27 protein-coding genes, 1 pseudogene and 1 riboswitch are annotated in these 25,802 nt (G+C 64.9%); of the genes and pseudogenes, 6 read left to right on the top strand and 22 right to left on the bottom strand.

Annotated features, from left to right (window positions below; genetic code table 11):
• Positions 1–807 precede the first annotated feature (807 nt).
• The 3 genes from ACQKPE_RS10375 to ACQKPE_RS10365 all read left to right on the top strand — a co-directional run bounded on the left by ACQKPE_RS10375 (position 808) and on the right by ACQKPE_RS10365 (position 3,168).
• Complete coding sequence (locus tag ACQKPE_RS10375; protein WP_427665500.1) at positions 808–1,032, top strand: hypothetical protein; 225 nt, start codon at positions 808–810, stop codon at positions 1,030–1,032.
• Positions 1,033–1,277: 245 nt separating this feature from the next.
• Positions 1,278–1,760: a hypothetical protein gene (locus ACQKPE_RS10370; protein ID WP_427665498.1), complete on the top strand. Its 483-nt coding sequence runs from the start codon at positions 1,278–1,280 to the stop codon at positions 1,758–1,760.
• Between the two features lie 145 nt (positions 1,761–1,905).
• On the top strand, positions 1,906–3,168 hold the full coding sequence (locus ACQKPE_RS10365) for an OmpP1/FadL family transporter (RefSeq protein ID WP_427665497.1): 1,263 nt from the start codon (positions 1,906–1,908) through the stop codon (positions 3,166–3,168).
• Positions 3,169–3,211: 43 nt separating this feature from the next.
• Here ACQKPE_RS10365 and ACQKPE_RS10360 read toward each other — a convergent pair whose 3' ends face one another.
• A complete protein-coding gene (locus ACQKPE_RS10360) occupies positions 3,212–4,144 on the bottom strand; it encodes a LysR family transcriptional regulator (protein ID WP_427665495.1) in 933 nt (310 codons plus the stop codon).
• Between the two features lie 116 nt (positions 4,145–4,260).
• Between ACQKPE_RS10360 and ACQKPE_RS10355 the strand changes: the two genes are divergently transcribed.
• Complete coding sequence (locus ACQKPE_RS10355; protein ID WP_427665493.1) at positions 4,261–4,524, top strand: DUF2798 domain-containing protein; 264 nt, start codon at positions 4,261–4,263, stop codon at positions 4,522–4,524.
• 3 nt (positions 4,525–4,527) lie between these two features.
• On the opposite strand, the gene ACQKPE_RS10350 is transcribed toward ACQKPE_RS10355, so the two are convergent.
• The 15 genes from ACQKPE_RS10350 to cobO form a co-directional block, all read right to left on the bottom strand.
• A complete protein-coding gene (locus ACQKPE_RS10350) occupies positions 4,528–5,079 on the bottom strand; it encodes a glutathione peroxidase (protein WP_427665491.1) in 552 nt (183 codons plus the stop codon).
• Positions 5,080–5,126: 47 nt separating this feature from the next.
• A complete protein-coding gene (locus ACQKPE_RS10345; RefSeq protein ID WP_427665489.1) occupies positions 5,127–5,249 on the bottom strand; it encodes a hypothetical protein in 123 nt (40 codons plus the stop codon).
• Positions 5,246–6,448, bottom strand: coding sequence for an MFS transporter (locus tag ACQKPE_RS10340; RefSeq protein ID WP_427665488.1), 1,203 nt, complete (start codon positions 6,446–6,448; stop codon positions 5,246–5,248). Before ACQKPE_RS10340 ends, ACQKPE_RS10345 begins: the two co-directional genes overlap by 4 nt.
• A gap of 63 nt (positions 6,449–6,511) precedes the next feature.
• Complete coding sequence (locus ACQKPE_RS10335) at positions 6,512–6,916, bottom strand: MarR family winged helix-turn-helix transcriptional regulator (protein ID WP_427665486.1); 405 nt, start codon at positions 6,914–6,916, stop codon at positions 6,512–6,514.
• Positions 6,917–6,960: 44 nt separating this feature from the next.
• Entirely contained in the window at positions 6,961–8,139 is a 1,179-nt protein-coding gene (locus ACQKPE_RS10330; RefSeq protein WP_427665484.1) for a glycoside hydrolase family 5 protein, read from the bottom strand.
• 101 nt (positions 8,140–8,240) lie between these two features.
• Positions 8,241–8,966, bottom strand: a complete 726-nt coding sequence (locus ACQKPE_RS10325) for an adenosylcobinamide-GDP ribazoletransferase (protein WP_427665482.1) — start codon at positions 8,964–8,966, stop codon at positions 8,241–8,243.
• Positions 8,966–9,535, bottom strand: coding sequence for an alpha-ribazole phosphatase family protein (gene cobC, locus ACQKPE_RS10320; protein WP_427665480.1), 570 nt, complete (start codon positions 9,533–9,535; stop codon positions 8,966–8,968). The genes ACQKPE_RS10325 and cobC overlap by 1 nt, the downstream gene beginning before the upstream one ends.
• Complete coding sequence (cobT, locus tag ACQKPE_RS10315; protein ID WP_427665478.1) at positions 9,532–10,587, bottom strand: nicotinate-nucleotide--dimethylbenzimidazole phosphoribosyltransferase; 1,056 nt, start codon at positions 10,585–10,587, stop codon at positions 9,532–9,534. Before cobT ends, cobC begins: the two co-directional genes overlap by 4 nt.
• The gene (gene cobU, locus ACQKPE_RS10310) at positions 10,584–11,105 is read right to left on the bottom strand and encodes a bifunctional adenosylcobinamide kinase/adenosylcobinamide-phosphate guanylyltransferase (protein ID WP_427665476.1); all 522 of its coding nucleotides are present in this window, start codon (positions 11,103–11,105) and stop codon (positions 10,584–10,586) included. The genes cobT and cobU overlap by 4 nt, the downstream gene beginning before the upstream one ends.
• 1 nt (position 11,106) lies before the next feature.
• Complete coding sequence (locus ACQKPE_RS10305) at positions 11,107–12,561, bottom strand: cobyric acid synthase (protein ID WP_427665474.1); 1,455 nt, start codon at positions 12,559–12,561, stop codon at positions 11,107–11,109.
• Positions 12,558–13,550, bottom strand: a complete 993-nt coding sequence (gene cobD, locus ACQKPE_RS10300; protein WP_427665473.1) for a threonine-phosphate decarboxylase CobD — start codon at positions 13,548–13,550, stop codon at positions 12,558–12,560. The genes ACQKPE_RS10305 and cobD overlap by 4 nt, the downstream gene beginning before the upstream one ends.
• Positions 13,543–14,451 (bottom strand): adenosylcobinamide-phosphate synthase CbiB, encoded by a 909-nt coding sequence (gene cbiB / locus ACQKPE_RS10295; RefSeq protein WP_427665472.1) that lies wholly within the window; start codon positions 14,449–14,451, stop codon positions 13,543–13,545. The genes cobD and cbiB overlap by 8 nt, the downstream gene beginning before the upstream one ends.
• Positions 14,448–15,098 (bottom strand): 5,6-dimethylbenzimidazole synthase, encoded by a 651-nt coding sequence (gene bluB, locus ACQKPE_RS10290; protein ID WP_427665471.1) that lies wholly within the window; start codon positions 15,096–15,098, stop codon positions 14,448–14,450. Before bluB ends, cbiB begins: the two co-directional genes overlap by 4 nt.
• Positions 15,095–16,390 (bottom strand): cobyrinate a,c-diamide synthase, encoded by a 1,296-nt coding sequence (locus tag ACQKPE_RS10285; protein WP_427665470.1) that lies wholly within the window; start codon positions 16,388–16,390, stop codon positions 15,095–15,097. Before ACQKPE_RS10285 ends, bluB begins: the two co-directional genes overlap by 4 nt.
• Positions 16,387–16,998, bottom strand: a complete 612-nt coding sequence (cobO, locus tag ACQKPE_RS10280; protein ID WP_427665469.1) for a cob(I)yrinic acid a,c-diamide adenosyltransferase — start codon at positions 16,996–16,998, stop codon at positions 16,387–16,389. Before cobO ends, ACQKPE_RS10285 begins: the two co-directional genes overlap by 4 nt.
• A 146-nt stretch (positions 16,999–17,144) precedes the next feature.
• A riboswitch (cobalamin riboswitch) is annotated at positions 17,145–17,363 on the bottom strand.
• Between the two features lie 152 nt (positions 17,364–17,515).
• On the opposite strand from cobO, the gene ACQKPE_RS10275 reads away from it, so the two are divergent.
• Complete coding sequence (locus ACQKPE_RS10275; protein WP_427665468.1) at positions 17,516–18,094, top strand: hypothetical protein; 579 nt, start codon at positions 17,516–17,518, stop codon at positions 18,092–18,094.
• On the opposite strand, the gene ACQKPE_RS10270 is transcribed toward ACQKPE_RS10275, so the two are convergent.
• From ACQKPE_RS10270 to ACQKPE_RS10245, 6 genes are all read right to left on the bottom strand, one after another.
• Entirely contained in the window at positions 18,074–20,653 is a 2,580-nt protein-coding gene (locus ACQKPE_RS10270) for a dermonecrotic toxin domain-containing protein (RefSeq protein ID WP_427665467.1), read from the bottom strand. The genes ACQKPE_RS10275 and ACQKPE_RS10270 overlap by 21 nt on opposite strands.
• A gap of 98 nt (positions 20,654–20,751) precedes the next feature.
• Complete coding sequence (locus tag ACQKPE_RS10265; RefSeq protein WP_427665465.1) at positions 20,752–21,288, bottom strand: C40 family peptidase; 537 nt, start codon at positions 21,286–21,288, stop codon at positions 20,752–20,754.
• Positions 21,289–21,427: 139 nt separating this feature from the next.
• Positions 21,428–22,066, bottom strand: a complete 639-nt coding sequence (locus ACQKPE_RS10260) for a C40 family peptidase (RefSeq protein WP_427665463.1) — start codon at positions 22,064–22,066, stop codon at positions 21,428–21,430.
• Positions 22,067–22,193: 127 nt separating this feature from the next.
• Positions 22,194–22,898: a DnaA regulatory inactivator Hda gene (gene hda / locus ACQKPE_RS10255; RefSeq protein WP_427665462.1), complete on the bottom strand. Its 705-nt coding sequence runs from the start codon at positions 22,896–22,898 to the stop codon at positions 22,194–22,196.
• 155 nt (positions 22,899–23,053) lie between these two features.
• Positions 23,054–24,127 (bottom strand): AI-2E family transporter, encoded by a 1,074-nt coding sequence (locus ACQKPE_RS10250; protein ID WP_427665460.1) that lies wholly within the window; start codon positions 24,125–24,127, stop codon positions 23,054–23,056.
• A gap of 12 nt (positions 24,128–24,139) precedes the next feature.
• Positions 24,140–25,204: a DUF2066 domain-containing protein gene (locus ACQKPE_RS10245; protein WP_427665458.1), complete on the bottom strand. Its 1,065-nt coding sequence runs from the start codon at positions 25,202–25,204 to the stop codon at positions 24,140–24,142.
• A 265-nt stretch (positions 25,205–25,469) separates the two neighbouring features.
• On the opposite strand from ACQKPE_RS10245, the pseudogene ACQKPE_RS10240 reads away from it, so the two are divergent.
• Positions 25,470–25,802: pseudogene (locus tag ACQKPE_RS10240) on the top strand (hypothetical protein); the annotation flags it as partial.

The raw sequence follows: 25,802 nt of genomic DNA, 5'->3' as shown, positions 1-25,802 counted from the left end.
CACTCGTCGGATAATTCCACAAGCTGCTGCCAGACCCGTCCTAGAGCAAGCGCAGAGGACAATCCACAGAACCTGTGGATAACTCGGTGGACAACCCCCCTACGGGGCCCGCAAACCCCTGTGGGGTGGGGCTTGCAGTTAAACTGACGATTTTTTCACCAGTCAAAATAAGTGTTTTTTTTCATTGACTTAAGGGTTTAGTCAAGGCATTGGCGGGGCACCGAGTGAAGGTGAGCAAACGCTTACAAGTCACCAGACAAGTGTGTACAACTGCACCATCAGCAAGCAGCGGGGAGCGCCAGCGGGTCTCCCTGAGGCGTTTACCCTCGGCTATGCCCCCTTCCCAAAGTGCAAGGCAAAAGAGATAATACTCGGCTTCCCCGAAGAAAACCAAAAAAGGCTTGCCATCCGCCCAGGCGTGATGTAGTGTTGCCGCCGTTAGTACCCAGCTGAAAGTCAATTCTGGCCAACCATGTCCTTGCGACGCCAGCCCTCCCCGGGCCGAACTCGCTGAAACCAGGGCACCGGCCCCCTCGATGATTCCCTCGACGGCAACCCGCCGCTCCAGCACGAATCACCTAGCAGATTAGATTGATCGGGATCTTCACCAGTGGCCATGGACTTTGGCTCTGGCACGCTGCCCGCCTTTGAAGTACCTACCAGTCAGCCCAGCGCCCACCTATTGCTTGCGCCTCACTGGCTGCCTTGTTCCAGGCAGGTTTTGCGTCTCCTTAATAAAGACGTCACTGGAACGTTTCTATTGTGCACGGATCGAACCCCGTGTCTTTTGCAGGAACCTCCAACAACATGACTACTCATCATCAGATCCAGCGCGCCGTTGGCACGCTTTCCCAGGCCTTCGCACCGTTGCAGTGCCTGATCGTCGCACCGCGCAAGGGCAGCTTCAGCTTCACCCTGGTCGACGAACATGGCGTCGCCCGCCATACCGAACGCCTGTACGCCGACCAGTACACCGGCGCCGAACCGCTTCAAGCGGTGATCGAGCGCACGCGTCAGTCGTTGACCGCATGAACGAATGGGCACCGATTCAGCCAATGAATACCCGCCCGTGAACGCTGCCTGAATGTTCTTGGCGTAATTGCCACAAGGCATATGGCCAAGGGCAAAAGGCAGCAATTGATTTAAAAACAGTCCTTTACACCATGGTTATCACACTACACTTCAACTCGAGTGGCGCGAGCCGCTTCCGGCGGGCCTGAACATTCAATAGCTGCCAAGCTCCAGCGCCCGTCGGCCCCTGACAGTTCGAGGGCACCATGGGTATCGCTGCGAACGAGTTGAGCCAGTACGTGATCCGCCCGACCCTGCTCTACCTGGGTCGTCATTGCGCCAGCGCCGAAGCCTTGCTGCTGGGCGTGGCCGCCAGCCAGTCGGCATTGGGCGCGGCCCTGCACGACCGCCGCGGCCACGGCCTGTACCGCATCGGCGAGACACGCCACCAATTGCTGTGGGACGACTTTCTCGCCCGCGACCCCGAACTGGCCAGCCTGGTACGTGGCCTGGCCAGCCAGCATGCCTTCCTCGGCGGCCCGCACCTGGAGCTGACCGTCAACCTGCGCTACGCCACTGCCATCGCCTGGATGCTCATCGAAAAGCAGGCCACCGCACTGCCGGCGGCCGACGATCTGCTCGGCCTGGCGCGCATCTGGCGACAGACTTTTCACCCCCAGGGACGCCTGCGCGACTTCACGCAGGCGTGGCAGGCCTGCATCATTCAGAAAGTGCCAGAGGCATCTTGAGATCAGTCCTACAAAGAACCGGAAAAAAGGGAATTTTGGTCAGATTGTCCTACAAAACCGCTCTATCTCCATGGTTTCAAGCTATGGCGTCGTGCGTGATTTGTTGGTAGCTTCTCGCCCCGGAGATCCCAAGGAGTTTCTAATAATGAAAAAAGTAATGCTCAAAACCTCCCTCGGCGTAGCTATCGCGCTCGCTTCCAGCCACGTGTTCGCCAGCGGCTTCGCCCTCAACGAACAAAGCGTCAGTGGCATGGGGACAGGTTTTGCAGGCCGTTCTTCTGCTGCCGATGATGCCTCTACCGTTCACGGCAACCCTGCCGGCATGTCGCGCCTCAAGCGCGAACAAATCACCGTAGGTGGTGCTGCCATCATCGCCAAGACTGACATCTCGGGCCCAGGCAGCAACCTGGGTGGCGAAACCGATGGCGACATGGTGCCTGTCGTAGGCGTGCCCATGGGTTACTACGTCAAGCCACTGGACGATAACTGGACCGTCGGCTTCGGCGTCTACGTGCCATTCGGCCTGGTCACCGACTACGGCAGCGACGACGCCGCCCGCTACTGGGGCAAGAAGAGCCACGTCGAAGTGGTGACCTTCCAGCCTACCGTCAGCTACGCCTTCAATGACAAAGTCTCGATCGGCTTCGGCCCGACCTTCAACCGCATCAAGGGCGAGCTGGGTTCGAGCCTGATCACCCCGACCTCGCCAGGCACCAACGATGGCGAAGTGAAGATCAAGGGCGACGACACGGCCGTCGGCTACAACATCGGTATCCTGGTACAAGCCACCGACCGCACCCGCCTGGGCCTGACCTACCACTCGATGGTCGACTACAAGCTCGAAGGCAAGACCAAGGTCCAAACCCCTCTGGTCGGCCCGTTCAGCGGCAGCAAGTTCGACGCCGAGCTGAAGATCAAGACCCCGGAATCGGTGGACGTCTCGGTTACCCACGAGCTGGATGACAACTGGACCCTGTACGCAGGCAGCACCTGGACCCGCTGGAGCCGCCTGAAGGACATCACCGTCACCAACGAAGTGCCTGCCCCGCTGAACCCAAGCTTCGGCACCATCAGCGAAGAGCAGAACTGGCACGACACCTGGGCCCATGCCGTCGGCGCGTCCTACAAGGTGAACAAGCAGTGGACCCTGCGCACCGGCTTCACTGTCGACCAGTCGCCCACCAACAACCAGGATCGCTCCCCGCGCATTCCCACTGGCGATCGCAAGATCTTCAGCCTCGGTGCCGGCTACAGCCCAACCGACGACATGACCATCGACGTGGCCTACTCCTACCTGTGGGAAGAAGACACCAAGGTCAACCATGTCAGCGCGACCAAAGGCAGCTACCAGGCCAAGTACGAAAACAGCGCCCACGGTGTAGGCGCTTCGCTCACCTACCGCTTCTGAGTGGTTCGTAGCCTGTGAAAAAACCGCCCTCGTGGCGGTTTTTTCATGCCTGTCGTACCAGCCAGGTGTCGCCCAGGGCGTCCTGCAGGAAATCCATGAAGGCACGCACCTTGGCAGTCATGGCGAAGCGGTCGGCCAGGCACAGGTAGACGTCCATCGGCTCGGCCTGGGCATAGGCGTGGCTGTCGTCGCGCGCCTCGAACAGCGGCACCAGTTGGCCACTGTCCAGGAAAGGCCGGGCAATGAACTCGGCCATGCGTGCAATGCCACCATGGTTGACGGCCATTTGTGCCAGCGCGTCGATGTCGTCGCTGATCAGCACCGCGCCGAACTCAACCTCGAAGCGCAGCCCATCGCGGACGAACCCCCAACGCAGGAAGCGACCGTCCACCGGGTAGCGAAACACCAGGCAACGGTGCTCGCGCAACGCTTCCGGCGTACCGGGCCAGCCAGCGGCGGCCAGGTAGCCGGGCGAGGCGCAATAGATGAAAGGAATACGCGCGATATGCCGGGCGACCAGGTTGTCCTCCAGTTGCGGGGTAATGCGTATGCTCACATCGATGCCTTCTCGAAGATGATTGACCTTGCGATCAGTCGTCACCAACTCTATCGAAAGCAACGGGTAGCGAGCACTGAACGCCGGAATCAGCGGCGCCAGTACATGCCGTGCGAATGCCGAGGTGGAAGCGATGCACAAACGCCCCTGGGGTGCGCTGTCGGGCGTGGTCACCGCCTGCTCGGCCAGGGCCAGGTCGCGCTCGACGTGCTTGACCCGTTCGTAATAAAGACCGCCCGCTGGCGTCAGCGCCATGCTGCGGGTGGTACGCGACAGCAGGCGCACCTGCAGGTGGCTTTCCAGGCGTGCCAGGTTCTGGCTGACTGCAGCGGGGCTCAGGCCCAAGTTGCGCGCGGCCCCGGCAATGCTGCCGGCCTCCACGACCTTGATGAAACTGCGCATGGCGTTGAGCAGGTCCATGGAAACTCCCGATCATTCGTAAGAATCTCTTTATAAAGAACTCACTGCCGAGGGTCTACAGGGGCTAGCACACTGCTTGCTAGGCTGTGCCTGGGTATTCAGAAAGGAGCCATTTGATGAACAAAGCGTCCACCTCGCGCAGCCGCGCCAAACTTCACCCCGCCGCCACGCCCTATGTGTTCGCCTTCTACATGTCGGGGATCATGGCCATGCTGATGTGCTTCGTGATCACTGCCGCCAACAGCGAGGTGCACGGCGACTACCTGGGCAACGTGCTCAAGGCCTACCAGCTGGCGATGCCGGTGGCCTTCGTCTGCGTGCTGATCGTGCGCCCAATCGTGGCGCGCCTGGTCGCATGGACCGTGCGCCCCCACAGATAAACCTCAGGGCTGCGAGGCGATCGCCTTCTCGATTGCCGCACGAAATTCCGGGTCGTCCGGCTTGGTCAGGCTGGAGAAATTACCGATGACCTTGCCCTTGCGATCGACCACGTACTTGTAGAAATTCCACTTCGGCGCGCTGCTTTGGCGGGCCAACTCGGCGAACAAGGGCACCGCGTCCTGGCCACGCACGGCCTGGGTCTTGGTCATGGTGAAGGTCACGCCGTAGTTGGCGTAGCAGACCTTGGCGGTCTTCTCTTCGTCGGCGTCTTCCTGCTTGAAGTCGTTGGACGGCACGCCCAGCATCTCCAGGCCTTGGTCATGATACGTCTTGTAGGTTGCCTCCAACCCTTCGAACTGCGGGGCGAAGCCGCAGTAGCTGGCGGTATTGATGACCACCAGCGGCTTGCCCGCGAAGCGTTGGCACAGGTCGACCTGGCCTTTGCCACGCAGCTCCGGCAGGCTGCCCTGCAGCACTGCCGGGCAATCTGCCGCCCAACTCGAACTGGTGGCGGCCAGCGCCAGCAAGGGAATGGTGAGCCAGCGCGTAAGCATGATCTGCTTCTCCTGCAAGAAAGGTCCTAGATCTTGCAGGGTAGCGCCTAACAGACACTCATGCCCAGCTGCATCAACTGCAAACCACCCTTCTGCCAGCCCCACCAGGCCAGCGCCAGCACCAACAAGGTGCCGGCGGCCAGCAGGCCGCGGGCCAGGTAGCGACTCATGCGGCCGACGCCTGCAAGCGGGCGACCGGACGCTCGCGCACCGGCCAGTTCAACGCGGCGGCCAGCAGGCTCAGCAGGATCGAGATCTGCCAGACCAACTCGTAGCTGCCAGTGCTGTCGTACACCACCCCGCCCAACCAGCCGCCAAGGAAGGCGCCCAACTGGTGGAACAGGAACACGATGCCACCCAGCATCGACAGGTTGCGCACGCCAAACAGCGTGGCCACGGTGCCATTGGTCAGTGGCACCGTCGACAGCCACAGCAGGCCCATGGCGATACCGAACAGGTAGGCGCTGAACTCGGTCACCGGTGCCCACAGGAACAGCACGATGACCACCGCACGCAGCAGGTACAGGGCCGTCAGCAGGCGCGGTTTGGACATGCGCCCACCCAACCAACCCGCGGTATAGGTGCCGACGATATTGAACAACCCGACCAACGCCAGCACCGTGGTGCCGATGGTCGCTGGCAAGTGCTGGTCGACCAGGTAGGCCGGCAGGTGCACGCCAATGAACACCACCTGGAAGCCGCAGACGAAGAAGCCCAGGGCCAGCAGCCAGAAACCCGAATGCGAGCAGGCCTCGCGCAGCGCTTGGCCAAGGGTCTGTTCGTTGCCTTTGCTCGGCAGCGGCCGATCACGCAGCAGGCCCACGAAGGGCACGATCAACGCCACCATCAGGCCCAGCACCAGCAACGCGGCCGACCAGCCCAGCCACTGGATCAAGCCCAGGGTGCCCGGCAGCATGGCGAATTGGCCGAAGGAACCCGCCGCACTGGCGATGCCCATGGCCATGCTGCGTTTTTCAGCCGGTACCGCGCGCCCGACCACGCCGAGGATCACCGAGAACGAAGTACCGGAGAGACCGATGCCGATCAACAACCCGGCGCTCAGCGACAGCGACCAGGCCGAGTCGGCCATGCCCATCAGAATCAGGCCAGCGGTGTAGAGAATACCGCCGACGATCACCACCTTCGCCGCGCCCAGGCGGTCGGCCAACGCCCCCGCAAAGGGCTGGGCCAGGCCCCAGATCAGGTTCTGCAAAGCAATGGCGAAGGCGAACACCTCGCGGCCCCAGCCGAACTCCGCACTCATCGGTGCCAGGAACAGGCCGAAGCCGTGTCGCACGCCCAGCGACAGGGCGAGGATCAACGCCGCCCCAAGAAGCACCCAGCCGCTGGTTCGCCAAACAGAAGTCATCGAAGTTATCTCCAAGCCATCGCAAGGTTTGCGCGGGTATTTCCCCGCTTCATGGGTAATCCGTTACGCCAGGCGCTCCAGCAGGCGTACCAGCTCATCGCGCTGCTCATGCCCCAACTGTTCTACCAACTGCTGTTGGGCTCGCTGCCAGGCAGGCAGGGCTTGCTCGACACAGCGGCTACCGGCTTCGGTCAGACGCACCAGGCGGTTGCGCTGGTCGCGGCCTTCGCCCAGCGACACCAGGCCATCGGCCTCCAGCACCCGCAGGTTGCGCCCCAGGGTACTGCGGTCCAGGCCCATGGCGTCGGCCAGGCCGGTGATCGTCGGGCCGTCCAGGCGCTGCACATGACGCAGCAGGGAAAACTGGGCGACGTTGATTCCGACATCGGCAAGCGCTTCGTCGTAATGTCGGCTCACCCCTCGGGCAGCGCGACGCAGGTGGGTGCACAGGCATTCACTGGTCATCATGGGATACGTGTATATACCCGCACTCTAGATGTTGCAAGAAATTTCTAAAGTTGCAACCGCTTGCGAATCGGCTCGAACTCAGGCGTTGCCTCGCGCACAAGCGGGTCTGGCGTGCCGTTTTCGATTGCCTGCCAGTAGCGCCAAGGCACCTTGGCCGAACCCAGCTCGTAGTCCATGCCGTCCCAGCTGTCTTCGCGAAAACTGTAGAAGGCCCAGTGCAGGCGCTGCTGGTCGAGTACCGCCAGCACATCCTCCAGGTACTGCCTGCAACCCGGCAGGCGCCGCATGCAGCCGAACTCGCCGACCAGCAGACGCGAGCGCGGCACCTGCATGGCGTTCGCCCATGCCAAGGGTGCCGCCAGGTAGTCCGCCACCCGCTTGGCCGCCCACTGCTCGGTACGCCCGGCGAACGGCACCGGCCCGGGGTACGCCAGCGGCGCCTGGCGCGTCAGGTTCGGCGCGCTGGTGGCGGCATAGGGTTCGTACATGTGCACGCTGTACAGCACGCGCGGGTCGTGCAGCGCTTCGAGCCAATAGCTGAACGCATCGGCGGCGGCGTACCAGCCGGCATCCAGCATCACCGGGGTGAGCCCATCGACTTCGCGAACCGCTGCCAGCAGTTGGTGATACAGGGCCGGCAGGTCGCGCGCCCCGCCCTGCTGTTCGGCGTACCACTGCTTCATGTGTGCCGGCTCGGCATGTTCGGCCAGGCCGCCGTGCTTTTCCGGAGCCGGCTCGTTGACCAGGTTGTAGGCCGCCACGGCGGGGTGGTCCTTCAACGCCTGCGCCAGGTCGCGCCAGAACGCTGCGGCTTGCGCCCAATAGGCTTTGTCTTGCCACAAGCGGTCATCGAACTGGCCCTGGTTGTTCTGTGCCCAGCGCATGCCCGGCAGCGAGAGCGGCGTGATGACCACCTTGAGACCGGCGGCGTGTGCGCGGTCGAGTACCTGGATGAGCTGGGCAAGGTCGCTTGGCTCCAGGTCGGTGTAGGTGTCGGCATTGCCCAGCAAAAAATCGCGCCCGGCAGGCTGCCATTTATCGTAGGAAAGGCGTACCCAGCTGGCGCCATAGCCCTTCAGGGCATCGAAATAGGCTTGGTCGGGTGGCAAGCGGTTGAAACTGTTGCCGCCGTGGCGCGGGGTGTTCCAGAAGTCGATCAGGTCGGCGGCCGAGGCAGCCAGGGTATGAGTTGCCAGCAGGGTGGCGAGGATCCAGCGGCGCATGGGAGGGCTCCGTGATGGGGCGAGGCGCTGAAGGATACGGGGCTATGGCAGAAGATATCGCGACGAAGCACGTAGGAAATTTCTGCAATTTATGCGGCCTGTCAGAGCCCCAGCGCCAACCCCACCAGCACTGCCATTTCCAGCAGTTCCACCAGCGCCCCGGCGGTATCGCCGGTCGTCCCGCCCAGCCGTCGGCACATCGCCCGTCGCAGCCCAACGAACACCGCCGCCGCCAGTAGCATCGGCCAGATACCCGCCAGCAACAGGCAGCCGCCGAGGGTAATCGCCAACACCCATGCTGCCAAACGCCGCGGCAGGTGCTCGGCCAATGCCGCACCCAGCCCACCCGCTCGCACATAGGGCGTGCTCAGGAACAACGCCAGCAAGGCCGCCCGCCCCAACACCGGTGCCAATAGCAATTGCGCCCCAACCCCACGCTCGACCAGCACCCACAGCGCACAGAATTTCAGCAGCAACACCAGCACCAGTATCACCACGGCAATTGGGCCGCTGCGCGGGTCCTTCATGATCTGCAAGGTACGTTCGCGGTCACCGAAACCACCCAGCCAGGCGTCGGCACTGTCGGCCAACCCATCCAGGTGCAAGGCGCCACTGAGCAGCACCCATAGCGTCAGCAACAGTGCCGCCTGCAACGGCGCGGCGGTAGCGCTCAGCAGGTTGCTGGCCAACCATAGCAACAGGCCGAACAGCACGCCTACCAGCGGATAGAACAACAGAGAGCGCCCCATCTGACGGGGCTCAGGCATGCCGGGCAGGCTGACCGGCAGGCTGCTGAGAAATTGCAGGGCGATCCAGAATGGCAGCATCACGCATCCTCGTGCAGGTGGCCGTCAGCCCCCACGACCAGACGCACCCGCGCGCCATGCCCAACCTCGACCTGCAACAGGTGCTCACGTGGCAGGCCGCGCGCCCGGGCCAGTAGCAAGCGCATGACACCACCATGGGTCACCAGCAGCACCCGCTTGCCCTCATGCACGCGGTGCAGCCCGTCGATGGCGGCCAGCACTCGCTCGGCAAAGTCACTGACCGGCTCGCCAGCTGGCGGCGTGAAGGCATAAGGATCAGCCCAGAAACGCCCCAGGTCGTCGGCTTGCTGTTCCATGATCTGCGCCGCGCTGCGGCCTTCCCAGTCACCGAAATGCAGCTCGCGCACCCCACCTTCGAGCTGCACAGACAAGCCAAGCCGCGCGCCCAACTCATCGGCAAAACGCGCGCACCGCTGCATCGGCGAGCTGACCAGTGCATCCCATGGACCGGCGTGGGCGAGCGCCTCACGCATCTGCGTCCAGCCGCGTTCAGTCAAGGCATCGTCCAGGCTGCCGCGCAGGCCGCTGCCCTGTTCGGTCTCGCCGTGGCGCAGCAGGTCCAGGATCATGTCGGGCGGTCCGCAACGGCCGCTTCGGCGAAGGTCGCCATCTGTGCGTGCAGGGCACAGGCCAGGCGCAACAGTGGCACCGCCAGCGCCGCACCGCTGCCTTCGCCCAGGCGCAAGCCCAGGGCCAGCAAGGGCTCGGCGTCAAGCGCAGCCAGCACGGCCTGGTGCCCAGGCTCGGCACCTTGGTGGGCGAACAGCAGCCAGGGGCGGCACTGCGGGTTCAGGCGCACCGCCACCAGGGCGGCAACGCTGCAGATGAAGCCGTCCACCAGCACGGCGATGCCTTGCTGCGCGCACGCCAGGTAGGCACCGACCAAGGCGGCGATCTCGAAACCGCCGACGCGGGCCAACGCCTGCAACGGCTGGTCGGCACGCACGCCGTGCAACCTCAGCGACCGCTCGATCACTTCGGCCTTGTGTCGCACACCCGCGCTGTCCAGGCCGGTGCCTGGGCCGCTGAGCGTGTGCGCCGGGCAGGTAAGCAAGGCGCTGGCCAAGGCCGCCGCTGCGGTGGTGTTGCCAATACCCATCTCGCCGCCGATGAACAGCTGAATACCTTGGGTGGCCGCACGCATGACGCTGGCGCGTCCGGCCGCAAGGGCAGCGTGCAACTGCTCGTCGGTCATCGCGGTGCTGCGCGCGAAGTTCGCAGTGCCCGCGCCCAAGCGCAGGTGATGCACACCCGGCAAGTCCAGGTCGGGGTCGATGGTACCCAGGTCGATCACCTCCAGCGTGGCGCCCAACTCGCGGGCCAGCACGCTGATCGCCGCACCACCGTTGACGAAATTGCGCAGCATCTGCCCGGTCACCGCTTGCGGATAGGCGGAGATGCCCTCCTCCACCACCCCGTGGTCACCCGCGAAAATCGCGATGACAACCTGGGCCAAGCTCGGCCGTTCGCGGCCCTGCAGGGCAGCCAGGGTAATCGCCAGCGCTTCCAGCTGGCCAAGCGAGCCGGTCGGTTTGGTCAGTTGCTGCTGACGGGCACGGGCCTGCTCCATGGCTGCCAGGTCGAGGGGTTGGCAGGCGTCACGCCACCAGGAAGGGTTCATAGAGCGGGTCCTTTGAGCATGAGGGGAAGGCCGGCAACGGTCAGCACCACGCGCTGGCAGCGTTCGGCCACAGCCTGGTGCAGCCCGCCAGCCTGGTCGACGTAACGCCGCGTCAGCTCGCCCATGGGCACCACGCCCAGGCCGGTTTCGTTGCTGACCAGAATGATCGTGCCGGGTAGATCGTGCAGTGCGTCGAGCAAGGCATCGCGCTCATCGGCCAGGCGTTGGTCGTTGTCAAGCATCAGCAGGTTGGTCAGCCACAGGGTCAGGCAGTCCACCAGCAGGCAGCGGCCTTCGGCGGCTTCGGCGCGTAACACGGCGGCCAGGGCCAGGGGCTCTTCGATCAACCCCCACTCGGCCGGGCGACGCTCGCGGTGCAGGCGCACGCGTTCATTCATTTCGCCATCCAGCGGCTCGCTGGTGGCGATGTAGGTGACCGGCAGGCCGCTGGCCGTGGCCAGTTGCTCGGCAAGGCGGCTCTTGCCGGAGCGGGCGCCGCCGAGGATCAGGTTGTGCATCTCAGGCCACTCCACACAGTTGGCGCAGGCGCGCGGTGTCCAGGTGTTTTTCCACCAGGTCGGCAAGGCGCTCGATATCGCGTTCGCGCAGGGCCTCGTAGTCGATGCTTCGTGCATCCGTGAGCCCGGCCCAGCGCAGCAACGTGGCGCAAGACTCACTGCCTTCGAACAAGCCATGTAGGTAAGTCGCAAGCACCTGCCCATCGTCGCTGATGGCGCCGTCGGCGCGCCCATCGCCGAGCATCACGGCGGGCCGCTCCAGGGCCGGGCCCTGGGTGACGCCAGCATGGATTTCATAGCCGCCGACCGGCGCCTGCCCCAGCGCCAGCGTGCCCTCGACATTGCGCAGTTGCTTGTCGGCCTCCAGCACCGTGGCGTAGTCCAGCAGCCCCAGCCCTGGGCTGGACCCCGCCTGCCCTTCCAGGCCGAGCGGGTCGTGCACCTGCTGGCCGAGCATCTGTAGCCCACCACAAATGCCGATGAGCTTGCCGCCATAGCGCAAGTGCCGGGCGATGGCCGTGTCCCAGCCACGCGCACGCAACTGCGCGAGGTCGGCACGCACGCTTTTGGAGCCGGGCAGGATGATCAGGTCGGCAGGCGGGATCGGCTGGCCGGGGCCGATGAATTGCAGGTCCACCTGCGGGTGCAGGCGCAGGGGGTCGAAATCGGTGTGGTTGCTGATACGGGGCAATACCGGAACGATCACCTTGAGCAGCTTCTCGCCCTTCTCGGGCTGGCGCACGTCGATGGCATCTTCTGCTTCCAGGTGCAGGTCGGTGACATAGGGCAGCACCCCCAGCACCGGCTTGCCGGTGCGCTGTTCCAGCCAGTCCAGGCCCGGTTGCAGCAAGGCGATGTCACCGCGGAAGCGGTTGATGACGAAACCCTTGACCCGCGCCTGCTCGCTGGGCGAGAGCAGCTCGAGGGTACCGACCAGGTGGGCGAACACCCCGCCGCGGTTGATGTCGGCCACCAGGATCACCGGGCAGTCGACCGCCTCGGCGAAGCCCATGTTGGCGATATCACCAGCCCGCAGGTTGATCTCGGCCGGCGAGCCCGCGCCTTCGACCATCACCACCGGGTAGGCGGCGCTCAGGCGCTGATGAGATGCCAGCACCGCCTGCATGGCGATGGCCTTGTAGTCGTGGTAGGCGACTGCATTCATGCTGGTCACCGCGCGACCATGCACGATCACCTGGGCGCCGGTGTCGCTGTTGGGCTTGAGCAGCACCGGGTTCATGTCGGTGTGCGGCGCCAGCCGGCAAGCCTGGGCCTGCACGGCCTGGGCACGGCCGATTTCACCGCCGTCGGCGGTGACCGCGCTGTTGAGCGCCATGTTCTGGGGTTTGAAGGGCACCACGGCGATGCCTTGGCGCAGCACCCAGCGGCACAGCGCGGTCACCAATGTGCTCTTGCCGGCATCGGAGGTGGTGCCTTGCACCATGAGGGTGGTCATGCCGTTTCCTTCTGGTAGTCGGCCAGGGCCTGGCGCAGGCGCTGCTCATCGGCGTCGCTGGCCGGCAACCCCAGGCGCACGGCCTGGGGGGCTTCGAACAGGCGCACGAGGATGGCGCGGCGGGCGAGAAAATCATGCAAATGCGCGGCGCGCTCACTGCGCACGTACTGGAACAGGTCGCAACCGCCACTGGCTGGAAGGCCAGCGTGCGCCAGCAGCGTTGCCAGGCGCCGGCTGGCCTGGGCGCAGCGCGTGCGCTGAACCTGTTGTGCCGCGCCATCGCGTAGGCAGGCCTGGCCGAGCACCCGGGTGGGGCCGCTCACACACCAAGGCCCTAGCGCCTCGGCCAGCGAACTTAGCACGCCGGGCTCGGCCATCACGAAACCCAGGCGCACACCGGCCAGGCCAAAGAACTTGCCGAACGAGCGCAGCACGATCAACCCAGGCTGCCCCGTGCAATCGACGATGCCGTGGTCGGGGCTGTTGTCCATGAACGCTTCGTCGACCACCAGCCAGCCGCCGCGCCGCGCCAGGCGCGCATGCCAACCCAGCAGGCGCTCGCGTGGCACACGCAGGCCGGTGGGGTTGTTGGGGTTGACCAGCAGCAATACATCGAGGCTGTCGAGGGCATCGTCTACCTGCGCCTCGCCCAGCTCGACCAGGCTATGCCCAGCCTGGCGCCAAGCGTGCGGGTGCTCGGCATAACATGGCGACAGCACCCCGACCCGACCCTGCGGGCGCAGGCGCGGCAAGGCCTGGATCGCAGCCTGGGAGCCGGCCACCGCCAGCAGGCCATCGACCCCGTAGTAGGCGCGTGCGGCCTGCTCCAGGCCATCTTCGTTTTCCGGCAAGCGTGCCCAGGCCTCGAGCGGTATCGACGGCACCGCAAAGGGCCAAGGCGCAATGCCGGTGGACAGGTCCAGCCACTGCTCGCGGGCGATGCCGTACTGGTGCACGGCGCGCAGCAGGCGCCCTCCGTGTTCAAGCATTGAGGTATACCCCCAGGCAGATCAGCAGCAACCACAACCAGACGCCCCGCTGCACCAGGCCCCAGCCCCGTTCGATGGCGTCGGCGTCGGCCACCGGGCCCTCACCCAGGGTGGCGCGCTCGTGCAGCTCGCCGTGGTACACGGCAGGCCCACCCAATTCGACGCCCAGGGCACCGGCTCCGGCGGCCATCACCGGCCCGGCGTTGGGGCTGTCCCATAGCGGCGCCTGCCTGCGCCAGCAGGTCAGCGCCAGGCGGGTCTTGCCCAGCACGGCATAGGTCAAGGCCACGAGCCTTGCGGGAATATAGTTGAGCACGTCGTCGATACGCGCCGCAGCCCAGCCGAAACGCTCGAACCTTTCGTTGCGGTAGCCCCACATGGCATCCAGGGTATTGCTCAGGCGATACAGCACCACGCCCGGCGCGCCGGCCACGATGAACCAGAACAGCGCGGCGAACACCGCATCGCTGCCATTCTCCAGTACCGACTCGGTGGCAGCCCTGGCCACGGCGGGCTCATCCAGCTCGCGAGTTTCGCGGCTGACCAGGTAGCCAACGCGGCGCCGCGCTTCGTCCAGGTCGCCCCGACGCAACGCGTCGGCCACCGGCAGCACATGCTCGCCAAGGCTGCGCAGGCCCAGGGCGCAATACAGCGCCAGCACGTCCACGATCCACCCCACCAACGGCAGCCAGGAGAGGATCAGCGCCAGCAAGGTCAACGGCAGCACGGCCAGGCACCAGGCTGTGACGCCATGGCTGCGCCAGCCCCGTCCTGCGCTGTTGAAGCGCTGTTCCAGGCGCTTGGCAAAATTGCCGAACGCTACCAGCGGGTGACGCCGCTGCGGTTCGCCGAACAGGGCATCCAAGGCCACACCAGCGACCGTGAGCAAGGCGATGCTCATGGGCGTTCTCCCCACTGGTTTTCATAGAGCATCTCGCTCAGCGGGCGTTCCTGCGCCCATTGCTCCAGCACCAGCATCGGCGCCGGGTAGAACGCCTCGACCGGCCCCAGGCACAGCACCGCCACGGCCTTGGCGCCCGCCGGCATGCCCAGCAGCTCGCCCAGGGCCTGAGGGTCGAACAGCGATACCCAGCCCATGCCCAGCCCTTCGGCGCGGGCGGCCAGCCACAGGTTCTGGATGGCGCAGGCCAGCGAGGCCAGGTCCATTTCCGGCAAGGTGCGACGGCCAAACAGGTGCGGCTCGCGGTTGTCCATCAAGGCTGCCACCAACACCTCGGCGCAGCTGTCGATGCCCTCGACCTTGAGCTTCATGAATTCATCCGAGCGCTCGCCCAGCGCCTCGGCGGTACGTACCCGCTCATCCTCCACCAGCGCCTGGATGCGCCCGCGCAGTTCGCGCTGGCTGATGCGGATGAACCGCCACGGCTGCATCAGGCCGACGCTGGGGGCCTGGTGCGCAGCGGCGAGCAGGCGCGCGAGCAGTTCGGGGGCTACCTCGCCCCCGCTGAAATGGCGCATGTCACGGCGCTCGCCAATGGCGCGATACACCGCCGCACGCTCGGCTGCGCTGAAAGCCTGGTCGCTCATGGTCGTAACAGCGCCGCCGCCGCCTCGGGGTGGGATGGGAAATAGAAGTGCACGTAGGAGGCCGTCAGCCTTCCCACGCGGTACACCGCCTCGTTGCCACGCCCACCGTTGGGGCTCAGGCCGCGGGCGATGGGCTCTAGCGCGGTGGTGGTCAGGGAATGGTGGTAGGTGTGCCCGCGCAGGGTGCCTTCGGGCAGTTCCACGGCTTGCAGGGCCAGGGCGGCCAGGCGCTTTTGCATCACTGCCTCACCCGGCAGCAAGCCGAGCAACTCGGCGCGCTCGCCGCCCACGTCGGTCAGGGCATCGAGCAGGTACAGCATGCCGCCGCACTCGGCCAGCAAGGGCTTGCCCTGGGCATGATGGGCGCGGATGGCCTCGACCATCGGCGCATTGGCCGCCAGGGTGTGGTGGTGCAATTCGGGGTAGCCGCCGGGCAGGTAGAGGCTGTCGACCAGCGGCAGTTCGCGGTCGTGCAGCGGCGAGAAGAACACCAGTTGCGCCCCTTGCTCGCGCAGCAGGTCGAGGTTGGCGCCATAGAGGAAGGCGAACGCTTCGTCATGGGCAACACCGATGCGTACGCCGGCCAGCGTGGTCGCGGGGGCTTGATGTTCAGGCTCGGCGAAACGTACGGCAGGCGGCAGCGTGGCATCGCAGCTCGCGCCCAGGGCCTCGGCGGCGGCGTCCAGGCGTGCGTCCAGGTCGTTCAGCTCACTGGCCTGCACCAACCCCAGGTGGCGGCTGGGCAACTCGATGCCGCGCTCGCGGGACAAGCCGCCATACCAGCGCAGGCCTTCACTGAGACTGCCTTCGAGCAGCTGCGCATGGCGCAAGCTGCCGACCCGGTTGGCCAGCACCCCGGCGAACGGCAGGTCGGGCTGGTAGCGCGCCAGGCCCAGGGCCAGGGCGCCGAAGGTCTGGGCCATGGCGGTGCCGTCGATCACCGCCAGCACCGGCACGCCGAAATGACGCGCCAGGTCAGCGCTTGATGGCGTGCCATCGAACAGGCCCATCACCCCTTCGATGAGGATCAGGTCAGCCTCGGCGGCGGCCTCCCAGAGCAGGCGGCGGCTCTCCTGCTCGCCAATCATCCACATGTCCAGCTGGTAAACCGGTGCGCCGCTGGCTCGCTCGAGGATCATCGGGTCGAGAAAGTCCGGCCCGCACTTGAACACCCGCACCTTGCGCCCAAGGTTGCGGTGCAACCGCGCCAGGGCGGCGGTGACCGTGGTCTTGCCCTGGCCCGAGGCGGGCGCGGCGATCAGCACCGCCGGGCAGTGGCGCGCCTGGCTCACAGTTCCACGCCCTTCTGCGCGCGGATACCGGCCTGGAATGCATGCTTGAGCATGCCCATCTCGGTGACCGTGTCGGCCAGCTCGATCATCTCGGGCTTGGCCGCACGACCGGTGACGATCACGTGCTGCATCGGCGGGCGGGCCTGCAGGTCGGACAGCACCTGGTCGAGGTCGAGGTAGCCGTGCTTGAGGGCGATATTCAGCTCATCGAGCACCACGAACTGGATCGACGGGTCTTGCAGCAGTTGCCGGGACACCGCCCAGGCGGCCTCGGCGGCGGCGATGTCGCGCTGGCGATCCTGGGTTTCCCAGGTGAAGCCTTCGCCCATCACGTGGTAGCGCACCTGCTCGGGAAAGCGTCGGAAGAACAGCTCTTCACCGGTACTGTTGCGGCCCTTGATGAACTGCACCACGCCGCACTGCATGTCGTGGCCCAGGGCGCGAGCGAGCATGCCGAAGGCCGAGCTGCTCTTGCCCTTGCCATTGCCGGTCAGCACCAGCAGCAGGCCGCATTCGTTGGGGGCATTGGCGATGCGCTCGTCGATGACCGCCTTCTTGCGCAGCATGCGCGCCAGGTGACGTTCGTCGCGTTCGGTGGGTTCGCTCATCAAGGGTCTCCGCAGGCTGTCGGTGCACGGCACGGGCACAGGCTGGCGAGGGCCAGGCAGCGACAGGTCGATAGAAGCAGGCGGAGCGGAACGCGCAGCAGCCATGGCATGTACGCCACGGTGCGCCGCGCATCACCCTCCGTGATGCCGTTGGCAGTATTCAGGCCGGTCTCCGGGCTCGTGAGCGGGCCTTGGCCCTGGCCATGCGCCTTCCCGGGTTGTGACACCCAGTGGCCTTGCACAACGTTGACTCACCTACCGTTGCGGGGGCAGCGCCGGAATCGCGCCTTGCAAGCGCTCACCGGCTTCCCAGTTTCACCCCGCCAAGCCACGGCCTGCAGGGCACCTGAAACACGCGCGAAGGTTAGAGGGTTGGGTGCGGAGCGTCAATTGAAGGTGGCAGGTCAAGCCATTGACGCCTGAATAACGGCGGTTGTACTTGTCTGGACAGCAAAGCAGTGATATCACATAGCCATCACCTGGCTGTTCGCGACTATAAAGACAAGGAGAGCGCCACATGCAAGGCTTGATCATTCACAACCCGCACCTGGAATTCCTGCGCCCTGCCCTCGAGCGCTGGGTCGACTGCATCGACCGCTTCCAGCAGTTCCACGGCGATAACGACGCGCCCTACTGGCACGGCGCAGATGCCAATGCCGGCCTGCTTGCCGCAGCCGCCTGGCAAGCCGAGCAGGTGGCGCTGCAGCAGTACCAGAGCAAGAAGCAACGTGACGAAGGCGAACGCGAGGCGCGCTGCGAGCTGTCCATCGCCGATGCCGAGCAGGTCATCCACCTGCGCGCCAGCCAACGCTGGCCGCGCATCGCCCGTCTCGACCTGGCCGCAGCACTGGGCGAAACCGCCGCCCTCGCCCGCCAGGCCGCCTATTCCAGCCAACTGAAGGCCGGCGCGCTGTTCGTCAGCCCCTGGAAAGCGGGCCAGCACGCCAGCCCCGAGGAGCTCCAGGACCTGGTCGACGACCTGCAAAAGCACACTGCCTGCGCCATTGCCTGGTACTTCCCCTACGCCTTGCGCAAGCTGCACAACGAGCAGGGGCAGTACTTCCCAGGTGTGGCATTACTGCTCAAGCAGGCTTGAGCCACTGCTGCCCGGCGGCGGGAAGAAGCGATCGGCCACGGCCGGCGTTCTGATCCGCGATACGAAGCTTGTGCGCTCGAACAGCTCGGCACTGCGCAAGTCGTACACCGGCCCCGCCACGGGGCCGGACACCTGGCTAAGCAAAACGTGGATGAACCGGTAGTGTTCGCCGTGCACCTGTTCCAACTTGTCGATGCGAAAGTACTTACCCGGCAGGAACAGGGTTTCGCCCTCATCCCAGTACAGCGAAAACGGGCTGATGGGCGTGCCGTCGTGATAATGCCCGGCGGGCAGTTCGAAAATGATCGAACTGTCGTCGAACACCCCCGACAGGCCTGCTGGCGCATGCAGCTTGTCGGTGGAGGCGAACTCGCCGACTTTGTAGGGGTTCTCGGTGAAGGAGGTCAGGTCGGTGTTGATCAATATGTCGCCGACCTGCAACTCGCCATTGCGGTAGCGATTGCCACCCGTGCCCCGCCCACTATGCCCGCCACGATAGAGCGTGGCCTGGTTGCTCTTGGGCAATTCCTCGAGCGTGTTGGCCAGGTCGGTGATGTAGTCGTCCTCATCGCCATAGCGATAGGTGCCCGAACGGAACACATCGTTCACCTTCGACTCGTCGCTGGTGTAGTACTCGATCAATGAGTTGAAGTAATCCCGACCGTAACGGTACGAGTAGTGCGTGGATCCCTCGACCTGCACGCAATCCAGGCCGTTTTCGTCCACTGCCGGGGCGACACCCGGTTCCAGCTCGTGTACCGACCACTGTCGCAGCAGCGACTTCTGCCGACGCAAGGCCACCGTCGATTGCGCGCCACTTTGCGCAGTATCGACCCGCAGGTAGCGGTTCCAGAACTCGGAGGTCACGCTGGGCATGCCTTGCGTGACAGGTGGGTTGCCACCGGCCAGGCGCGGCGGTGTGAGCAAGCGCCAGACCCCTTCGTCATCCAGCTGCACCGGGTGCAACGGCCCGAAGGCGAATGGATCATCGGGGGAAACGATCAACCACGCGGCCAGTTCATGGCTGTAGCGCACCCGGTAGGACACCCCTTCCAGAAGAATCCAGCAGGCACCCTGGCTGTCGATACTGACCCCTTGCAGCCTACCCGAGGTTTCCAGCTCGCTATCGAGCACCTGGTTGGCTGAATGTTGCTGCAAGGCCGCAGGGGCAGATGATTGCGGCTCCCAGTTGCCCAGGGAAATATTCCGCTCGCTGACCGGGATCTCATAGGACAACGAGGCAAAACTCGAAGCGAACCCGAGGTCGACCATGTTCAGGGCCGCGAACAGGGAATCGAGCACCGCCTCGCGCATGGCGTCCTTACGCTCGTGGGCACTCGTCGCATTCAAGGCCGTTTCAACATCGAGCGCCACCTTGGCGACACTGGCCCCCAGCAAGGTCAAGGTTATCGGCCAACCCAGCGGCGCGAAGCCACCGAACACCCTGAGGAACGCGGCCAGGTAGCCGGTCCACATCGCTCGGCGCAGGTCGGCGTTATCCAGTATCGATTCGGCGTTCTGGCGCATCTCCTGAGCAGCCAGGTTGGACAGGTAGACGAACAGGTTCTCCGTCACAGGCCTTCGCAAAAACGCGAGCAAGGCGGCGGCGGCCTGCTCGTCGGCGCTGTCGGCGATACTCTTCAAGTGCGTCCTGACCGCCGCGATGCGCTCAGGGAAGCGGGCACTGATATGCGCGGCCTGCAGGAAGACCGCCAGGGTATCGGCATCCTGCAGCTGGGTACGCAACCAACCCGCCATCGCCTGCTCGGAATCGAAACCACGCACAGCCTCCTGCGCCCAAGGGCAGTAAAGCAGCACGCGACCGTCTTCTGCTGCAAGGCTATAGAGAGTGCCCCGATCCACCTCGTCGATGGCGTAGCGGCTGACAGTCAGCGGGCCCGAGTCGTGGTCGTGCAACAAGATCGCCACAGTCGGTAGGCGCGTCGGCAGCAATTGGGTGTTGACCGACTGCCGCACGCGCTGCAAATCAGTGTCGGTGATTCGCCCATCACGCTTGGCGATAACGGCATGGCCCAGTAGGTTGACCCTGGCCAACACGCGAAAATCCTGGCTGTGCGAGCTCCAGAAGCGCTCCACCTCAGCGCGGTAGTACACCGCGAAATCCAATGTCCACAGGTCCGTCTGCACGGCACTGCCAAGCACCGCGACCTCGTTGCGTTCATCGAAAGTGTTGGCTTGCGGACCTTGGCGATAGAACCCGCCATATTGGTCAAGCTCATCGGGGGCCTGCTGGAAGTGTGCATCGAAGCGCTGGACCACCAGCTCGGTGATATGGGTCGACTTCAGTGGCCTACCGCTGTGCTGCCAACCGGTGAAGCTCTCGCTACTGCTGCTTGCCCCCTCGAACTGGTGCCACCAGACGAAACGCGGGTCCAGCGCCTTGCCGGTACGCTCCAGCAGGATGCGGCGAGCCTGCTTGTGCGCCAGCATGTAAGGGTCGGGGTAGGCCGTAAGGACCTGATCGATCAACCGGACCAGCGGGCGCCCCGCATCCAGTGTCTCCAGGCTGCGCAGTGCGCGCTCCTTGATGCTGCTCATGACGTGCTCCTGGGATGTCATCTTGAGGAGCGGCATCCTGGCCGGTCGAAACGCCAGCGCAGCGGTAGATAGATGTAATAGCGCGTGGAGCTAAGGCGTCAGGGGTTCTGCGCCAGGTGCCCAGCCTGCAACACCCGCTTTGCCTGCAAGTACGACTTGGCCCAGTAGCTGTTGCTGAGGTAGTCCAAGCGCACGGTGCCGCCAGTAGACGGTGCGTGCACGAAGCGCCCTTCGCCAACGTAGATACCCGCGTGGCTCACCTGCCCGCCGCCGTTGGTGGCGAAGAACACCAGGTCGCCGGACTGCAAGGCGTTCATATCGATGCTCGGCGCACGCATCACGATCATCTCGCGGGTGGTGCGTGGCAGGCTGATACCCGCTGCATCGCGGTAGACATAGCCGATCAGGCCACTGCAATCGAACCCGGAATCCGGCGTGTTGCCACCCCAGCGGTAGGGCGTGCCGACCAGGCCAATGGCGCGAAACAGCACATCGTAGGCGGCGGGCGAGGAAGGTGGCTGCTCGTTGAAGGTCACCCGTGGCTGGACCACCGGGGCGGGTGCTGGAGCGCGGCTCGAACAGGCACCGAGCAGGGCTACCAGGGAAAGGAGTGCGAAGCGCGTCATCATCGCCATGGCCGAAACTTCCTGTCTGCGACCGACGGCCACAGGCGAAAAGAGTTGAGAAATTAGATTAGACGCTTTTCTTAAATGCGCACGGCGGCGAGCTTTTTAGCTACGCCGCCGTGGCAGGTTACAGCATTTTGATATCAAATCAATTGCGCGAAATCGTGGTCGGCGCCAGGGCCAGGGCGCGCTTGGCCTCGATGAAGGTCTTGCTCCAGTAGCGGTCACCGAGGCTGTCGATGCGCACGCCACCGCTGCGGCGGCTGCTGGAGTGGATGAACTGGTTGTCACCCAGGTAGATGCCGGCGTGGCTCACGCGACCACGGCCATTGGTGGCGAAGAACACCAGGTCGCCCGGCTTGAGCTTGTTGCGTGCGACCTTGGGGGCGTCGACGTTGATCATTTCGCGGGTCGAGCGCGGCAGGGTCATGCCGGCCTCTTCGCGGAACAGGTAGCCGATGAAGCCGCTGCAATCGAAGCCGGACTGCGCCGAAGTACCGCCAAAGCGGTAGCGGGTGCCGATCAGTTCCTTGCCACGCTCCAGGATGCTGTCGGCCAGGACCGGCAGTTCATAGGGCTTGCTGTTGCTGGAGAAGGCTTCGAGGTCATCTTCGTTGGCGAGGTCGTGCTCGCTGAATACCGAAGAAGCCGCGGTGTCGGACTTGACCGCCGATTTAGCGGTGACCGAAGGGTGAACCTGGGGCTGGGAAACCGGGCCGTGGGCCGCGCAGCCAAAAAGCAGGGTCACGAGTGCGAGTGGCACGAGGGGTGCGAAGCGTTTGAGCATGGGCACGGCCGTGTCTGGAATCCTTTAGAAGGGGGAAACTATGCCCTCTATCATGGCCATTTGCAAATTTTATTAGGAAAAATGTGACTTTTGCGTTTTGCCGCTCTAGCCCAGGGTTTTCAAGGGCTTACCAGCCCAGGGTTTCCTTGAGGAAAGGGATGGTGAGCTTGCGCTGGGCTTGCAGCGAGGCCTGGTCGAGGCGTTCGAGCAGGTCGAACAGTGCGCTCATGCTGCGTGTGCCACGGGTGAGGATGAAATGCCCGACTTCGTCGGTGAGGTGCAGGCCACGGCGCGAGGCGCGCAGTTGCAAGGCGCGCAGCTTGTCTTCATCGGACAGGCCGCGCATCTGGAAGACCAGCGCCAGGGTCAGGCGCGACTTGAGGTCGGGCAGCTTGATCGGCAGTTCGCGCGGCGAGCTGGAGGCCGCCAGCAGCAGGCGCCGACCGCTGTCACGCAGGCGGTTGAACAGGTGGAACATCGACTCTTCCCAGTCGGCCTTGCCGGCGATCACGTGCAGGTCGTCGATGCACACCAGTTCGTACTGGGCCAGGTAGTCCAGCAGTTCCACGCCGCGGTCTAGCAGTTGCGCCAGCGGCAGGTACACCGCCGGCTCGCCGCGCTGCTGGAAACGGTGGGTAGCGGCCTGCAGCAGGTGACTGCGGCCCACGCCCTGCTTGCCCCACAGGTAGATAAGGCTCTCGGTCCAGCCGGCGTCGGCTTCGCACAATCGCTCGACGTAGCCCAATGCCGCGGCATTGGCGCCCGGATAGTAGTTGATGAAGGTGGCGTCATCGCGCAGGCGCACACCCAGGGGCAACTGGATCGGTTTCATGCTGGCTGACGGTCGCGAGGACCACGAGGGGGCCTTTGGAGAACAGTGTGCAAAGTCTATACCCGCAACGCGGGCGGCACAATCGGGGTGAAAAATAGCGCTAGAAAAATCAACGAGTTGCGCGACCTGTCGAGGGACAAGCCGCGCACCCCGCGTCATAGCTGCGGGTCGATGTCGCCGCTGTACATGTCCGACTCTTTATAGAGATCGTGCACATGCCGCAGCAGCACCATGATCACCGCCGCCACCGGCAACGCCAGCAGCACTCCGGTAAAGCCGAACAGCTCGCCACCGGCAAGGATCGCGAAGATCACCGCCACCGGATGCAGACCGATGCGGTCACCCACCAGCAGTGGCGTCAGCACCATGCCTTCGAGGGTCTGGCCAACCATGAACACCGCGACGATTGCCAGCATCGGGTACAGATCACCGCCGAACTGGAACAGGCCGGCCAACAGCGCCGCGCCGATACCGATGATGAAGCCCATGTACGGCACGATCGCCGCAAGCCCGGCCAGCAGGCCGATCAACAGGCCCAGCTCGAGGCCGACCAGCATCAAGCCTGCCGCGTAGATCACGCCCAGCGCCAACATCACCAGCAACTGTCCGCGCACGAAGGCGCCCAGCACTTCATGGCACTCCTTCGCCAAGCCCACCACCTGCTCTTCGCGCTGGCGCGGCAGCAGGCTGCGCAGCTTGGCCATCATCAGGTCCCAGTCGCGCAGCAGGTAGAACCCCACCACCGGGATCAGCACCAGGTTGGCCAGCCAGGCCAGCAGCGCCAGGCTCGATGCGGTGGCCTGGGACAGCAGCATGCCGACGATATCGGTGGTCTGGCCCATGTGCGCGCCGATGGCGGCCTTGATCTTGTCGAACTTCCAGAAACCATCGGCCAGGCCCAGGCGGCTTTGCACCCAAGGCAGCGCGGTGTGCTGCAACCAGTCGAGCATCTGCGGTGCCAGTTCGTACAGGCGCACCAGTTGCTTGGCCAGCATCGGTATCAGCACCAGCAGCAGGGCCAGGAAGATCAAGGTGAACAGGCCGAACACCGCCGCCACGCCCCAGGTGCGCGACAGGCCCAGGCGCTCCAGGCGGTCGACCAGCGGGTCGGCCAGGTAGGCGAGCAGGATGCCGACCAGGAACGGCGACAGGATGTTGTGCAAGGCGTACAGCAGCAGGGCGCCCAGCAAGGCCACCCCCAACCACAGCCAGCGGCGTAGGTCCATCATAGGAAGCACTCCTTACCAGCCAAACCGCAGGCCATCGAATGGCTTGGGCGCAGCGACCTCGGGCACGCCAGGTTGCCCAGCAGTGGCTTGTGGCGCAGGCGTCGGCGTTTGCACTGGCGCAGGCTCCGCAGGCAGCTCGTGCAACTTGGCCAGGCCCAGTTGCGCACGCAGTTGCTCGCGGTTACCGGTGACCGCGTAGGTCAAGGTGCCGCCGTCGGCCATCTGCAAACGCGGGCCGTAGGGCTCCATCACCCGGCTGAGCTCGGCATAGCGTTGCAGGTTCATGCCCTGCACCTGTACGTGCAACTCGCTGCTGGCGCCTGGGCGGGTGACATAGCGCGGCGCCAGGCGGCTGCTCACCGCAAGCATCACCGCATCAGCCAGAGCCGCAGGGTTGGCGCCCTCGGCCGTGCCCTGCTCGCGTTGTTCGCCCAGCCACAACTGCCATTTGCCCTGCCATTTGCCGTCGGCCTCCTGGGCATGCACGGCCAGCAGCGCATCGGCGTTGTAGCGTTCGGAGGCTTCGCGCAGCGGCGCCGGGTCCTTGCCTTCCAACTGCTTGGCATTGGCCACCAATTGCTCCTGCAGGTCGCCCAACGGCAAGCGCAGAGGCAGGCCGCGGTGCTGGGCCGCGTGGCGCAGGGGCTCGGCGCTGGCCTGGCCGTCGCCGACCAGGTTGCTGCCCTCGACACTGTCGTTCAGCCACCAGCCGATGATCGAAGGACGGTTGCTGCCCCATAGCGCCAGGCCAGCCTGGCGCAAGGCGCGCTCGGTACTGCCAGGGTCGAACTCCACCACCAGGGTTTCCGGCGGCCCGGCCTCGGTACCGACCTGGTTGATGATTTGCTGGGGGTCTTTATGCAGGGCCACCACGGCGGGGGTCTGCGCGGCCTTGGGGTCGCCGGTCAAACGCAGCACCAAGGTATCGAGGGCCTTGCTGGTGGCCTGGGCACGGGCTTCACCGCCCTGCCCTTCGAGGGGCTCGCGAACCTGGTAGAGGCCGGCGACGTTTTCGGCCTGGGCCATCGACCCGGCCAGGCTCAGGCAGGCGGCTGCCAGGTAGTTGAGAACACGCATTGGGGATTCCTGTCCAGATGAGCTTGCGCTTTCAGACTTGCAGCTTATACAGAAGGTGCCATGGCAACCAGCCGAAGCGCCTGGAACAGGATTTTTACCGATTTCCCACCCAGCCCGTCGGCCTGAGGATGGCCGCTGCCCGGCAACCCTGATAAAATCGCGCGCCTTCGCAGACCAGTCACGTGCAGGCAGCCGCCGCTTCGCAAGCCGGCCTTGGCCGCGCTGGTCGTTTTCCCGAATCCCTCCCTCCTAAAGGCCTGGATCAATGAGCAAGCAACCCTCCCTGAGCTACAAAGACGCCGGTGTAGACATCGACGCCGGCGAAGCACTGGTCGAACGCATCAAGGGCGTGGCCAAGCGCACCGCACGCCCTGAAGTCATGGGTGGCCTGGGCGGCTTCGGCGCCCTCTGCGAGATCCCGGCCGGCTACAAACAGCCGGTGCTGGTCTCCGGCACCGACGGCGTCGGCACCAAGCTGCGCCTGGCGCTGAACCTGAACAAGCACAGCTTGCGCATGCAGCCGAGCGGGTCGAGTTCGTCCTCGCTTTCGCTGGCCCGCGCCAAATGGTCATGGGTCTCGTGCAGTCTGTCGAGCAGC

It is taken from the genome of Pseudomonas sp. NPDC089554, assembly GCF_050280645.1.
GTDB lineage: Bacteria > Pseudomonadota > Gammaproteobacteria > Pseudomonadales > Pseudomonadaceae > Aquipseudomonas.
The sequence above is the reverse complement of the archived record's forward strand: the minus strand, read 5'-3'. Positions and strand labels throughout refer to the sequence as shown.

Coding starts and splice junctions, on each gene's coding strand:
- cobT (WP_427665478.1), bottom strand. CDS start 10,587: ATGAACCCTTCCTGGTGGCGTGACGCCTGCCAACCCCTCGACCTGGCA.
- ACQKPE_RS10305 (WP_427665474.1), bottom strand. CDS start 12,561: ATGACCACCCTCATGGTGCAAGGCACCACCTCCGATGCCGGCAAGAGC.
- ACQKPE_RS10330 (WP_427665484.1), bottom strand. CDS start 8,139: ATGCGCCGCTGGATCCTCGCCACCCTGCTGGCAACTCATACCCTGGCT.
- ACQKPE_RS10340 (WP_427665488.1), bottom strand. CDS start 6,448: ATGACTTCTGTTTGGCGAACCAGCGGCTGGGTGCTTCTTGGGGCGGCG.
- ACQKPE_RS10345 (WP_427665489.1), bottom strand. CDS start 5,249: ATGAGTCGCTACCTGGCCCGCGGCCTGCTGGCCGCCGGCACCTTGTTG.
- ACQKPE_RS10250 (WP_427665460.1), bottom strand. CDS start 24,127: ATGATGGACCTACGCCGCTGGCTGTGGTTGGGGGTGGCCTTGCTGGGC.
- ACQKPE_RS10335 (WP_427665486.1), bottom strand. CDS start 6,916: ATGATGACCAGTGAATGCCTGTGCACCCACCTGCGTCGCGCTGCCCGA.
- ACQKPE_RS10245 (WP_427665458.1), bottom strand. CDS start 25,204: ATGCGTGTTCTCAACTACCTGGCAGCCGCCTGCCTGAGCCTGGCCGGG.
- ACQKPE_RS10375 (WP_427665500.1), top strand. CDS start 808: ATGACTACTCATCATCAGATCCAGCGCGCCGTTGGCACGCTTTCCCAG.
- ACQKPE_RS10365 (WP_427665497.1), top strand. CDS start 1,906: ATGAAAAAAGTAATGCTCAAAACCTCCCTCGGCGTAGCTATCGCGCTC.
- ACQKPE_RS10350 (WP_427665491.1), bottom strand. CDS start 5,079: ATGCTTACGCGCTGGCTCACCATTCCCTTGCTGGCGCTGGCCGCCACC.
- cobU (WP_427665476.1), bottom strand. CDS start 11,105: ATGCACAACCTGATCCTCGGCGGCGCCCGCTCCGGCAAGAGCCGCCTT.
- cobO (WP_427665469.1), bottom strand. CDS start 16,998: ATGAGCGAACCCACCGAACGCGACGAACGTCACCTGGCGCGCATGCTG.
- ACQKPE_RS10265 (WP_427665465.1), bottom strand. CDS start 21,288: ATGGCGATGATGACGCGCTTCGCACTCCTTTCCCTGGTAGCCCTGCTC.
- ACQKPE_RS10325 (WP_427665482.1), bottom strand. CDS start 8,966: ATGCTGCCATTCTGGATCGCCCTGCAATTTCTCAGCAGCCTGCCGGTC.
- cbiB (WP_427665472.1), bottom strand. CDS start 14,451: ATGAGCATCGCCTTGCTCACGGTCGCTGGTGTGGCCTTGGATGCCCTG.
- ACQKPE_RS10370 (WP_427665498.1), top strand. CDS start 1,278: ATGGGTATCGCTGCGAACGAGTTGAGCCAGTACGTGATCCGCCCGACC.
- ACQKPE_RS10360 (WP_427665495.1), bottom strand. CDS start 4,144: ATGGACCTGCTCAACGCCATGCGCAGTTTCATCAAGGTCGTGGAGGCC.
- ACQKPE_RS10275 (WP_427665468.1), top strand. CDS start 17,516: ATGCAAGGCTTGATCATTCACAACCCGCACCTGGAATTCCTGCGCCCT.
- hda (WP_427665462.1), bottom strand. CDS start 22,898: ATGAAACCGATCCAGTTGCCCCTGGGTGTGCGCCTGCGCGATGACGCC.
- cobD (WP_427665473.1), bottom strand. CDS start 13,550: ATGCTTGAACACGGAGGGCGCCTGCTGCGCGCCGTGCACCAGTACGGC.
- bluB (WP_427665471.1), bottom strand. CDS start 15,098: ATGAGCGACCAGGCTTTCAGCGCAGCCGAGCGTGCGGCGGTGTATCGC.
- ACQKPE_RS10260 (WP_427665463.1), bottom strand. CDS start 22,066: ATGCTCAAACGCTTCGCACCCCTCGTGCCACTCGCACTCGTGACCCTG.
- ACQKPE_RS10355 (WP_427665493.1), top strand. CDS start 4,261: ATGAACAAAGCGTCCACCTCGCGCAGCCGCGCCAAACTTCACCCCGCC.
- ACQKPE_RS10270 (WP_427665467.1), bottom strand. CDS start 20,653: ATGAGCAGCATCAAGGAGCGCGCACTGCGCAGCCTGGAGACACTGGAT.
- cobC (WP_427665480.1), bottom strand. CDS start 9,535: ATGATCCTGGACCTGCTGCGCCACGGCGAGACCGAACAGGGCAGCGGC.